Below are 12,323 nucleotides of genomic sequence, written 5' to 3' on the forward strand. Positions count from 1 at the left end.
CGTCACCCCGGACTTGATCCGGGGTCCCGCTCGGCGACGCCTGAAAAGCGGGACCCCGGATCAAGTCCGGGGTGACGAGGGTATATGCGAGTCCGTTCCTTCCTCCCGGCGGGGACGCACGGCTTGCCATGCCGCCCCCAATCACTAAGCAGAGTGCGATGTCCGTCCCCGCCCGCACCGCCGCCAACAGCAACAGCGCCCCCGCCGCCACCCCGATGATGGCGCAATATTGGTCGCTGAAGGAGAAAGCGGGCGACTGCCTGCTTTTCTATCGCATGGGCGACTTCTTCGAGCTGTTCTTCGACGATGCCAAGGCCGCGGCCTCGACGCTCGACATCGCATTGACGTCGCGCGGCGAGCATGGCGGCGCGCCGGTGCCGATGTGCGGTGTCCCCGTGCACAGCGCCGAATCCTATCTCGCGCGGCTCATCAAGGCGGGGCACCGCGTCGCGATCGCCGAGCAGATCGAGACCCCGGCCGAGGCGAAGGCGCGCGGCGGCTCGAAAGCGCTCGTCGCGCGCGAGATCATCCGTTTCGTCACCGCGGGCACGCTGACGGAGGAGGCGCTGCTCGAAGGGCGCAGCGCGAACCGGCTCGCGGCGCTGGCGCGGGTCGGGAGCGAGGGCGAGGTCGCGATCGCCGCCGCCGACATCTCGACCGGGCGGTTCGAGGTCGTCGCGGTGCGCCCCGAACAGGTCGACGCCGAGCTTGCGCGGCTCGCGCCCTCCGAACTGCTGGTCAGCGAACAGGCCGAGGAGGTGCCCGAGTGGGTCGCGCGCCAGGTCGTGCGGCGCCCGCCATCCGACTTTTCGAGTACGGCGGCCGAGAAGCGCCTCGAAGGCTTTTTCGGGGTCCGCACGCTCGACGGCTTCGGCCAGTTCTCGCGCGGCGAACTCGCGGCGATGGGCGCGCTCACCGCCTATCTCGACCATGTTGCGACCGGGCAGCCGATCTTCCTCCAGCCGCCGCTTCGCGTATCGGCGTCGGGGCGGATGGCGATCGACGCCGCGACGCGCGAAAGCCTCGAACTCGTCCGCACGATGGCGGGTGCGCGCGACGGCAGCCTGCTCGGCACGATCGACCGCACCGTCACCGCGGCAGGCGCGCGGCTGCTCGCCGACGATCTCGCGAGCCCGCTCACCGACAAGGCCGCGATTCTCGACCGGCTCGACCTCGTCGATGCGCTCGCGCGCGATGCGCTGTGGCGCGGCGATCTGCGCGCGGCGCTGCGCGCGCTGCCCGATGCCGGGCGCGCGCTCGGCCGGCTCGTCGCGGGGCGTGGGGGACCGCGCGATCTTGCCCAGCTTCGCGACGCGCTCGGCGGCGCGCGGCACTTGCGCGAACGGCTTGCGCTACGCCCCGACCTGCCGCCTCTGCTGGCGCGGCTGCTGCCCGGCCTCGACGGCCATGGCGCCCTCGTCGACGAGCTCACCCGCGCGCTGATTGAAACCCCGCCCGTTGATGCCGCGCAGGGCGGCTATGTCGCCGAGGGCTATGACCATGCGCTCGACGCGCTGCGCGAAACCGCGCGCGACGGGCGCAAGGCGATCGCCGCGCTCGAAGCGCAGTATCGCGACCGCACCAGCATCGCTTCCTTGAAGATCCGCCACAATGGCGTGCTCGGCTATCATGTCGAGGTACCCGCGAAGCACGCAGACGCGTTGATGGCGCCCGATTCGGGCTTTACCCACCGCCAGACGCTCGCGGGTGTCGTCCGCTTCAACTCGTCCGACCTCCACGAAGCCGCGAGCCGCGTCACGCAGGCAGGCGTTCACGCCATCGCCGCCGAGGCCGCGCATCTCGAAGCGCTGACCGATGCCGCGGTGGCCCGGCGCGAGGCGATCGCGGCGAGCTGCGATGTGCTCGCGCGCATCGACGTCGCCGCGGCGCTCGCCGATCATGCGATGAGCCACAACTGGTGCCGCCCCGATCTCGCCGACGCGCCGTGCCTCGACGTGACCGGCGGGCGGCATCCGGTGGTCGAGGCGGCGCTCGCGAAATCGGGCGAGCGCTTCGTTCCCAACGACGTCTCGCTCTCGGAGAGCGACCGGCTGTGGCTCGTCACCGGCCCGAACATGGGCGGTAAATCGACCTTCCTGCGCCAGAATGCGTTGATCGTCGTGCTCGCGCAGGCGGGCGGCTTCGTGCCCGCGGCGGCCGCGAAGCTCGGGCTCGTCGACCGGCTGTTCAGCCGCGTCGGGGCGAGCGACAATCTCGCGCGCGGGCGGTCGACCTTCATGGTCGAGATGGTCGAAACCGCGGCGATCCTCGCGCAGGCGACGCCCGACAGCTTCGTCATATTGGACGAGGTGGGGCGCGGCACCTCGACCTATGACGGGCTGGCGCTCGCCTGGTCGGTGGTCGAGGCGGTGCACGAGGTCAACAAGTGCCGCTGCCTGTTCGCGACCCACTATCACGAACTCACCCGCCTCGCCGAAACGCTGGGCGCGCTCTCGCTCCACCATGTCCGCGCGCGCGAGTGGCAGGGTGACCTGGTGCTGCTCCACGAGCTTGCCGAAGGGCCCGCCGACCGCAGCTACGGCCTCGCGGTCGCACGCCTTGCCGGGGTGCCCGCAGCTGTCGTCAAGCGCGCCGAGGCGGTGCTCGCGAAATTGGAGGCGGGGCGTGAGAAGACCGGCGGGCTCGCCGCGGGGCTCGACGACCTGCCGCTGTTCGCCGCGACTCTCGCCGAGGCGCCCGCTGCCGCCAAGGACGCGCTGCGCGAGGCGCTCGCCGGTATCGATCCCGACGCCCTCGCCCCGCGCGAAGCGCTCGATGCGCTCTATCGGCTCAAGCAGATATTGGCGGGCGAGACATGAGCGACCTCTTCGACGCGCTGGAGGACCGCCGCGCGATCATCGATCGTCGCGCGCTGTCCGATCGGCTCGACACGATCTCCGAGGAGACGAGCGATTCGGGGGCGCGCCGCCGCGCGATGGTCGCCTTGCTCAAGGAGGCGCTCGAAACCGGGCGTGCCGAGATCGACCGCCGGTTGCTCGACCATCCCTCGTCGGGGCGCGTCGCGGCGAAGGCTACCGCCTTTCTGATCGACCAGATCGTCCGTCTCAGCCACGACTTCACGACCCACCATCTCTATCCCGCCAGCAACCGTTCGGCGGGCGAGCGGATCACGCTGATCGCGGTCGGCGGCTACGGCCGCGGCGAGATGGCGCCGTTCAGCGACATCGACATCGGCTTTCTCACCCCGTTCAAGCAGACGAGCTGGACCGAGCAGGTGATCGAGGCGCAGCTCTATACGCTGTGGGACCTCGGGCTGAAGGTCGGCCACAGCTCGCGCTCGGTCGACGAGATGATCCGCGCCGCGAAGGAGGATTTGACGATCCGCACCGCGCTGCTCGAGGCGCGCTTCATCTGGGGCGACCGCGACCTTTACGACCAGGCCGCGGCGCGCTTCGATGCCGAGGTCGTCGCCGGGAACGCCCGCGCCTTCGTGGCCGAAAAGCTCGCCGAGCGCGACGAGCGGCACAAGCGCATGGGTGATTCGCGCTATGTCGTCGAACCCAATGTGAAGGAAGGGAAGGGGGGCCTGCGCGACCTTCACACCCTGTTCTGGATCGGCAAGTTCATCCACCGTGTCCGCACTGTTCCCGAACTCGTCGGCGCCGGGCTGCTCACCGAGCGCGAGCTGCGCCAGTTCGAGCGCGCCGAGAATTTCCTGCTCGCGGTGCGCTGCCACCTCCACACGCTCGCGGCGCGCGCCGAGGACCGGCTGACCTTCGATTTCCAGCGCGAGATTGCGCAGCGCATGCATTTCGCCGAGCGGCCGGGGAAAAGCGCGGTCGAGCGCTTCATGCAGCTTTATTTCCTTCACGCGAAGAGCGTCGGCGACCTGACCGGCACCTTCCTCGCGCATCTCGACGAACAGCTCGCGGCGCGCGGGCGGCGCTTCCTGCCGACGCTGCGGCGGCGGCCGGGCAAGCTCCACGGCTTCGTTCTCGATCGCGGCCGGCTCGCGCTGCCCTCGGACGATTTTTTCGCGGCTGACCCGGTGCGGCTGATCGAGATTTTCGCGCTCGCCGACAAGCACGGCCTCGAAATCCATCCGCAGGCGATGCGCCAGGCGCGCCACGACGCCAAGCTGATCGAGACGCAGGGCGTACGCCGCAAGGCCCGCGCGAACGAATTGTTCCTCGACGTGCTGACCAGCCCGCGCGACCCCGAAACGGTGCTGCGCTGGATGAACGAGGCGGGGGTGTTCGGCCGCTTCGTTCCCGATTTCGGCCGTGTCGTCGCGCAGATGCAGTTCGACATGTATCATCATTATACCGTCGACGAGCATACGATCCGCGCGATCGGCCTCCTGTCGGACATCGAGCAGGACCGGCTCAAGGACGACCACCCGCTCTCGACGATGATCATGCACCAGCTCCATTCGCGGCGCGTCATCTATGTCGCGGTGCTGCTGCACGACATCGCCAAGGGGCGCGGTGGCGACCATAGCGTGCTCGGCGCCGAACTCGCGCTGCGCGTCTGCCCGCGGCTGGGGCTCAGCGAAGCCGAGACCGAGACGGTGTCGTGGCTCGTCCGCCATCATCTGCTGATGTCGGCGACCGCCTTCAAGCGCGATCTCGCCGACTTCAAGACGATCCTCGACTTCGCGCAGATCGTCCAGAGCCCCGAGCGGCTGCGCCTGCTCCTCGTCCTCACCGTCGTCGATATCCGCGCGGTCGGGCCGGGGGTGTGGAACAGCTGGAAACGGCAATTGCTCACCGAATTGTTCGACGCTGCCGAGGAGGTGCTGCGCCTCGGCCACAAGCAGCGCGGGCGCGAGGCACGAATCGCGAGCAAGAAGGAGGTGGTGGCGGATCTGCTCGGCATGGAGGAAAAAGCCTTCGCGCGGCTGATCAAGCGGCTCCCTGAAAGCTATTGGATCGCCGAGCCGGTCGAGGTGATCGCCGCCAACCTTCGCCATATCGAGGCGGCGGGCGACGCGCCGCTCCACATCGCCGCGGTGCCCGACGAGGATCGCGGCGCGACATTGGTGATGGTGCTCGCCGCCGACCATCCGGGGCTTTTCTATCGCATGGCGGGGGGCATCCACCTTGCCGGCGGCAACATCATCGACGCGCGCATCCACACGACGCGCGACGGCATGGCGCTCGACAATTTCCTCGTTCAGGACCCGCTCGGCCGGCCCTTCGCCGAAGCCGGGCAGATCGAGCGCCTGACCCGCGCGATCGAGGACGCGCTCGCCAACCGCCAGAAACTGCTGCCCAAGCTCGAAGCGCGCGCGCTGCCGCGCACCCGCGCCGAGGCGTTCCGCATCGCGCCGAACGTGTTCATCGACAATAAGGCGTCGAACCGCTTCACGGTGATCGAGGTCAATGCGCAGGACCGCCCGGCGCTGCTCAATCAGCTCGCTTATGCGCTGTTCCAGTCGAAGGTGACGGTGCACAGCGCGCATGTCGCCACCTATGGCGAGCGCGCGGTCGACACTTTCTATGTGACCGACCTGATCGGCGACAAGATCGATGCCGCGGCGCGGGTGAAGAGCCTGGAAAAACGGCTGCTGGAGGCGGCGGCGAGTCGTAGCGAGGAGGCGGTCGCGGCCTAGAAATCGAATCCTTGTTGCACCGGCGCGACCGGCACGCCCTCGAGTTCGAGCATCCGTGCCTTGGACAGCGCACCGCCCGGTGCGGAGAACCCTCCGATCCCTCCGCCCGCAGCCATGACCCGGTGGCAGGGGATGATCAGCGGCACGGGATTCGTTGCCATCGCCTGCCCGACCGCGCGGGCATGTTCGGGGCCCGCATCGAGTGCGCGCGCAACCGCGCCATAAGTCGTCGTCTGGCCCCATCCGAGACCCCGTACATGGGTATAGACCCGCGCGAAAAAGGGCGGGGGCTCGCCGAGTTCGACCGGCGCTTCGAAAAACTCGACCCGCTCGCCTTCGAAATAGCGGATCGCGGCATTGATGACCGCCGCTATCCCGGCCGGCGGCTCCGCTCGCCTCGCGCCGGGAAGATGGCGCAAGATCGCGCGTTCGGTCTCGGGTTCGGTCGGCGCGGGCAGACGAAAGCTCGCTATGCCGGCGCCCTTCCAGCCGATCGCCGCGACCCCGGTCGCAGTTCCGAAGAGCTGATAATGGCCCTGGCTTATCATGCCTGATTCTCCGTTCTTGTCGGAGATATAGGACGGCATTTTTTCAAAGCCATATCGCCGGCACAGAGGCGCGAACGGCTGCGGCCCGACCGCTTTGGGGCGGAAAGCCGCCGTTGCCCAAAGAGGGGATCAGCTTGTGCCCGCCTTCACCGGATTTCGCTCATGCTCGGCGATATTCTCCGGCAGCGTCAGCCATGCGTGCCGGTCCTGCGCCCAGACCGCCTGCTCGGGCATCGGAAAGCCGGGATCGGCAAAGGCCCCGACGGCGACGCCGATGCGGTCGGGTAGCCGGTCCGGCTCCCACCACAAGGACGATCCGCATTCGGGGCAAAAGTGGAAGGTGACGTCGAAACCGCTCGCCGACCCCCGCCGGAACGTCTTCGCGGCTCCTGCAGCCAGCGCGACCGCGGCGCGCGGAAAGAAGACCGCGACGCTGAACAGCGACCCGGTTCGCCGCTGGCAGTCGAGGCAATGGCAGAGCGAGACTTTCGCGGGCTCGCCGGTGCAGCGAAGCTGGAGCCGCCCGCAATGGCAGGTCGCGAGCCGCTCGATCGGCGCGCCGCTCATGCGCCGGTCATCGCGGCGGCGGCGGCGAGCAGCCCCGCGGTGAAGCGCTGCGACAGCGGGGCATCGGGGATCGCGTTGAAGGCATGGATCGCCCCGGCATAACTGTGCAGATCGACCGGCACGCCTGCCGCGACGAGGCGCCGCGCATAGTCGAGATTCTCGTCGAAGAAGAGGTCGAGGCTGCCGGTCGCGATATAGGCGGGCGGCAGGTTCGACAGATCGTCGGCGAGGCTCGGCGAAAACCAGCCGCGCCGGGCGTCGTCGATCCGGTAATCGCCCTGCAGCGCGCGCCAGCCGAAGCGGTTGCTCGCGCGCGTCCAGATGAACTCGCCGGTGGTGGGATTGCGCCAGGGGCAGGCGTCGCCGCCGGTGCGATGGTCGAGCATCGGGTAAGTGAGGAGCTGCCCCGCGATCGTCGGCCCGCCGAGGTCGCGGGCCATGATCGCAAGCGCCGCTGCCAGCCCGCCGCCCGCGCTTTCGCCCGCGACGACGATCCGTCGCGCGTCGAAGCCGAACGCCCCGGCCTGCCCCGCGAGCCACGCCAGCGCCGAATGGCAATCCTCCTGCGGCGCCGGAAAGGGATGCTCCGGAGCCAGCCGATATTCGACCGAGGCGACCGGCACACCGGCGGCGGCGGCCAGCGCCGCCGGCCCCGCCTGCATCAGCGTTACCGACCCCATCACCATCCCGCCGCCATGGATATGCAGGATCGCGCCGCTGCCCGGCCGGGTCTCCGCCGGGCGATAGAGAAAGACCGCGATGTCGGGCCCGCCGTGGATCGACGGGATCGTCACCTCTTCGGGCGCGATCACCGGCGGCGGCAGGATCGCATAGGTTTCGGCCGCCCGGGCGCGAATATCGGCGATCGGCGCCGCGTCGAGATCGGCGCGCGGGAAAAGATCGATCAGCGGCGCGATGTCGCGGTCGACGAGATGGCGGGTGTCCATGCTTTCCTCTCCCATTCGCCCCCGCGCCTGCGGAGACTCAGCCCCTGAGCATTGCTCCCAGCTTCGCCGCCGCGGCAACCACCTTGTCGGCGACCGCTTTCAGTTCGGCGTCGGTGAAGCTCTTTTCCTGCGGTTGCAGCTCGATCTCGACCGCCAGGCTCACCTGTCCCTCGGGGACGCCCTGGCCGGCGAAGCGGTCGAACAGCCGGGCGTCGACGATCGCCGCCTTGTCGGCGCCGCGGATCGCGCGGACCAGATCGGCGGCCGCCAGCCCCTCGGGCGCGAGGAAAGCGAAGTCGCGGCGCACCGATTGCAGCGCGGGCGGCGCATAGGCGGCGCGCGCCGGGCCGCTCGCGCGCTTCGCCGGGATCGCATCGAGGAAGATCTGCACCGCCATCACCGGGCCGTCGACGTCGAAATGCTTCGTCAGCGCCGGATGCAGCGCGCCATACTCGGCGAGCACCGCCTTGGGGCCGAGCCGCAGCGTCGCCGACTGGCCGGGGTGCCAGATACCGGGTTCGGCGATGGCTTCCATCACCTGCAGCCGGTCGGCGGGCGCCCCCGCGGCGTCGAGCAGCGCCAGCGCCGCCGCCTTCGCGTCGAAGGCGTCGAAGGGCGCGGCCTTCCCGGCCTGCCAGCCGCGCGCGACCTTGTCGCCCGCCATCAGGACGCCGAGCGTCGGATGCTCGGCCTCGCCCGTATAGCGGCGGCCGATCTCGAACAGGCGGATGCTTGTCGCGCCGCGATCCTGATTGCGCTGGGCCGCCGCGAGCAGGCCAGGGAGCAGCGACGGGCGCATGACCTTGAGGTCTTCGCTGATCGGGTTGGCGAGGCTCCACGCGCCGCCGCCGAAGGGTGCGGCCTCGCGCTCGCTGATGAAGGACCAGGTCACCGCTTCGTGGAAGCCCGCGGCGGCGACGGCGCGACGCACTCGGCGTTCGAGCATCTGCTCGGCGGTCGCGGTCGGCCGGGCGACGCCGTCTGCGCGTGGCAGCGGCACCGATTCGATCGCGTCGAAGCCGGTGATCCGCGTGACCTCCTCGACCAGATCGGGGGCGCCGTCGATGTCGCGGCGCCAGCTCGGCACCGCGACCTGCCAGTGCCCGGCCTGCTCGATGACGCCGAAGCCGAGCGCGGTCAGGATGGCCTTCTGCCGCTCGGCTGGGATCGCGATGCCGCCGAGCGTCGCCGACAGCGCCGGATCGTAATCGACTGTCTTCACCTCGGCGGGCGGTGTGCCCGCGCGGGTCACCGCCGAGGGCGTGCCGCCGCAGATGGCGAGGATATGGCCGGTGACGATCGCGGTCGCATCGTCGAGGAACGCCGGATCGACCCCCCGCTCGAAGCGGCTGCGCGCGTCGCTGGTCAGGCCGAGCGCCTGTCCGGTCAGCGCGATGCGTTCGGGGGTGAAATAAGCGATCTCGATCAGCACGTCGGTCGTCGCTTCGCTGCACCCGCTATGCTCGCCGCCCATGATGCCGGCGATGTCGTGGACCTCGCGCGCGTCGGCGATCACGGTCATCGTGTCGGTGAGCCTGTAATCCTTGCCGTTGAGCGCGGTCACCGTCTCGTCGGCCTCCGCGCGCCGCGCGACGAGCGCGCCGCTCAGCTTGGCGCGATCATAGATGTGGCTCGGGCGGCCGAGATCGAACATCACATAATTGCTGATGTCGACGAGGGCGGAGATCGATCGCTGCCCGACCGCTTCGAGGCGGCGGCGCATCCATTCGGGGGCCGTGCCGTTGGTCACGCCGGCGATCGTGCGGCCGAAGAAGGCGGGACAGGCTTCGGGGTCGAGGGTCGCGATGTCGGTCGCGGGAGCGCCTTCGCCCGGAATCGACGGGACGTCGAGCGGCTTCAGCGTGCCGAGCCCGGCGGCGGCGAGATCGCGCGCGATCCCGCGCACGCCCATGCAGTCCTGCCGGTTCGGCGTGATCGAAATGTCGATCACCGGGTCGCCCGCGCCCGCATAATCGGCGAAGGGCGTGCCGACCGGAGCGTCCTCGGGCAATTCGATGATGCCGTCATGATCGTCGCCGAGTTCGAGCTCGCGCGTCGAGCACATCATGCCGTTCGATTCGACGCCGCGGACGGCGGCGACTCTCAGTTCCATGCCGTTCGCCGGCACGACCGCGCCGGGCAGCCCGAGCACGCCGACCAGCCCCGCGCGGGCGTTGGGCGCGCCGCAGACGACGGTCAGCGGTTCGCCGTCACCGCTGTCGACGGTCAGCACCTGCAGCTTGTCGGCCTGCGGGTGCTTCGCTGCGGTCAGCACCTTCGCAACGCGGAAGCCCGCGAGCTTCTCGGCCGGATTCTCGACGCCTTCGACCTCGTGGCCGATGCGATTGAGGGTGGCGACGACGTCGGCGACCGAATAGTCGCCATCGAGATGTTCGCGGAGCCAGTCGAGGGTGATCTTCATGCCGAAATCCCCCCGCTCAATGTAGGCACCGACAACGCGCCGAACCCGTAATGCGCCAGCCAGCGCAGGTCGCCGTCGAAGAAGGCGCGGAGGTCATCCATGCCATATTTGAGCATCGCGAGCCGGTCGATACCGATGCCGAAGGCAAAGCCCTGCCATTCGTCGGGGTCGAGCCCGCAGTTCGCGATGACGCGGCGATTGACCATGCCGCTGCCGAGCAGCTCCATCCACGCATGGCCGTCATCGTCGCCGTTGCCGCCGACGATTCGTCGCCCCTTCTCATGGGCATAGCCGACATCGACCTCCGCCGAAGGCTCGGTGAAGGGGAAGTAGGAGGGGCGCAGACGGAGCACGATGTCGTCGCGTTCGAAGAACGCCTTGAGGAAGGTTTCGAGCGTCCACTTGAGATGCCCCATATGGATGCCGCGGTCGATGACGAGGCCCTCGACCTGATGGAACATCGGCGTGTGCGTCGCGTCGCTGTCGCTGCGATAGACGCGCCCCGGCGCGATGATGCGGATCGGCGGCTGCTGGGTCATCATCGTGCGGATCTGCACCGGCGAGGTGTGGGTGCGCAGCAGCATCGCGCGACCCTCGGCATCGGTGTCGGGGAAATAGAAAGTGTCGTGCATCGCGCGCGCGGGATGCGTCTCGGGGATGTTGAGCGCGGTGAAATTGCGCCAGTCGTCCTCGATCTCGGGCCCGGTCGCGACCGCGAAGCCCATGTCGGCGAAGATTTCGGCAAGCTCGTCCATCACCTGGCTCACCGGATGGACGCTGCCCCGGGGCGCGGCGGCGGCGGGGAGCGTCATGTCGAGGCGTTCGCCGGCGAGCTTCGCGTCGAGCGCGGCGCCTTCGAGCGCGGCCTTGCGCGCGCCGATCGCGGCGGTGACGGCTTCGCGCAGGCTGTGGATTTTCGGCCCCTCAGCCTGCCGCTCCTCGGGGGTCATGCCGCCGAGCGTCTTGAGCAGCCCGGTGACGCTCCCCGCCTTGCCGAGCGCCGCGACGCGCAGCGCCTCGAGCGCGTCGAGGTCGCTTGCGGTTTCAATCTCGCCCAGCAGCTTCGCTTTCAAGGCTTCTGTCTCGCTCATCGTCGTTCGTTTCTGTATCGTTCGGGGGGACGGCGGTCCCCCGCGCGTCGGTTGTCAGCCGCTTGCACCGAAGGCGGCGCGCGGGTCAAGTCCGGCGGCGCGAAGCGCGCGCTATCCGCCGGGCTTGTGGAGTCCCTGCACCGCTTCGCCCGCCGCCGCGGCGCGCCCCAGCGCGGCGGCGCCGAGGATCGGTTTCGCGCGCGCGGCATAGGCGCGCGGGCCCATCCCCATGAAGCGCTGGAAGTCGCGGGTGAACTGCGCCTGGTCGTAATAATGATAGTCGAGCGTTTCGATCCAGCTCATCGACGGGTCGAGCATGAAGCGGGCGAGGCTGCGCAGGAAGCGCTGGCGGCGCAGCAGCAGCTTGGGCGGAAAGCCGAAGGCGCGGCGCGACAGCCGCTCGACCGACCGCTCGGAGAGGCCGAGCTTGGCGGCGAGTTCGGCGACGCTGGTCAGGTCGTCGTCGATGAGCGCGCTATGCGCGGCGAAGATCGCGGGATCGTCGCGCGGCGCGCCGGCGAGCAGCGCGGCAAAATGATCGTCGATCATCTTCGCCGCGCTTTCGGCATCGCGCACCGATCGCAAGCGCTGCGCCAGCGGGGCGACCGCCGCGAAGGCCGGATGCTGTTCGCCGTCGTGGAAACGGTCGGCGAAATCCTCGGCGGGCGCGGCAAAATATTTGGCCCAGCCCATCGGCAGGATGCCGATACCCCAGGCGCGCATCGTGCCCGCGGCGAAATAGCAGGCCTGACTCGTCGGTCCGGCAGCGATGAAGCGCGGGGCCGGCGCGGGCGTCGCGCCGCCGATCGCCGCGGACGGTATCTCCCCGTCGATGAAGCGCATGTTCGCCCATTCGGGGTGGAGATAATCCTCGACGCGAACTCCCGGCGGCGCGTCGATTTCGGTCAGATAGATGATGCTGCAATAGGGGCGGAGCGCGGCGGACACGGGGAAGAAGCGCGTGACGATGCGCGCTTGCTTGCTTGCGGATTCTTCCCCGGTCATGATCTTTCCATGCGGAGCCATGCCCAAAAAAACAACAGCCTGCGCGGCCCCCGTGTCGGATTCCTACAATTATTGTCATGATCATGACGGCATGTGTCACGCCTGTCTGGCGCAGCCTGTGTCAGATATCGGGAACACTTCCGCCGGCCGTTAGCTTTCTGCGACCCA

Annotated in this window: 8 protein-coding genes; 2 read left to right on the forward strand and 6 right to left on the reverse strand. The window is 69.2% G+C overall.

Features of this window, described 5'->3' with window-relative positions; all coding sequences use genetic code 11:
* The first annotated feature begins 158 nt into the window (after positions 1-158).
* Both mutS and OJI97_RS01750 read left to right on the forward strand, forming a co-directional pair.
* Positions 159-2,819, forward strand: a complete 2,661-nt coding sequence (gene mutS, locus OJI97_RS01745; RefSeq protein ID WP_297660444.1) for a DNA mismatch repair protein MutS — start codon at positions 159-161, stop codon at positions 2,817-2,819.
* Entirely contained in the window at positions 2,816-5,575 is a 2,760-nt protein-coding gene (locus OJI97_RS01750) for a [protein-PII] uridylyltransferase (protein WP_297660446.1), read from the forward strand. The genes mutS and OJI97_RS01750 overlap by 4 nt, the downstream gene beginning before the upstream one ends.
* Here the strand turns inward: OJI97_RS01750 and OJI97_RS01755 are convergent.
* The 6 genes from OJI97_RS01755 to OJI97_RS01780 form a co-directional block, all read right to left on the reverse strand.
* Positions 5,572-6,123: a methylated-DNA--[protein]-cysteine S-methyltransferase gene (locus OJI97_RS01755; protein ID WP_297660449.1), complete on the reverse strand. Its 552-nt coding sequence runs from the start codon at positions 6,121-6,123 to the stop codon at positions 5,572-5,574. The genes OJI97_RS01750 and OJI97_RS01755 overlap by 4 nt on opposite strands.
* A 129-nt stretch (positions 6,124-6,252) precedes the next feature.
* Complete coding sequence (locus OJI97_RS01760) at positions 6,253-6,690, reverse strand: GFA family protein (protein ID WP_297660450.1); 438 nt, start codon at positions 6,688-6,690, stop codon at positions 6,253-6,255.
* Positions 6,687-7,637, reverse strand: coding sequence for an alpha/beta hydrolase (locus tag OJI97_RS01765; RefSeq protein ID WP_297660453.1), 951 nt, complete (start codon positions 7,635-7,637; stop codon positions 6,687-6,689). Before OJI97_RS01765 ends, OJI97_RS01760 begins: the two co-directional genes overlap by 4 nt.
* A 37-nt stretch (positions 7,638-7,674) precedes the next feature.
* On the reverse strand, positions 7,675-10,059 hold the full coding sequence (gene pheT / locus OJI97_RS01770) for a phenylalanine--tRNA ligase subunit beta (protein ID WP_297660456.1): 2,385 nt from the start codon (positions 10,057-10,059) through the stop codon (positions 7,675-7,677).
* Entirely contained in the window at positions 10,056-11,150 is a 1,095-nt protein-coding gene (gene pheS, locus OJI97_RS01775) for a phenylalanine--tRNA ligase subunit alpha (protein WP_297660458.1), read from the reverse strand. The genes pheT and pheS overlap by 4 nt, the downstream gene beginning before the upstream one ends.
* A gap of 111 nt (positions 11,151-11,261) precedes the next feature.
* Positions 11,262-12,155, reverse strand: a complete 894-nt coding sequence (locus OJI97_RS01780) for an AraC family transcriptional regulator (RefSeq protein WP_297660461.1) — start codon at positions 12,153-12,155, stop codon at positions 11,262-11,264.
* Between the last annotated feature and the right edge of the window lie 168 nt (positions 12,156-12,323).

The organism is Sphingopyxis sp. (assembly GCF_025869345.1).
Lineage (GTDB): Bacteria > Pseudomonadota > Alphaproteobacteria > Sphingomonadales > Sphingomonadaceae > Sphingopyxis.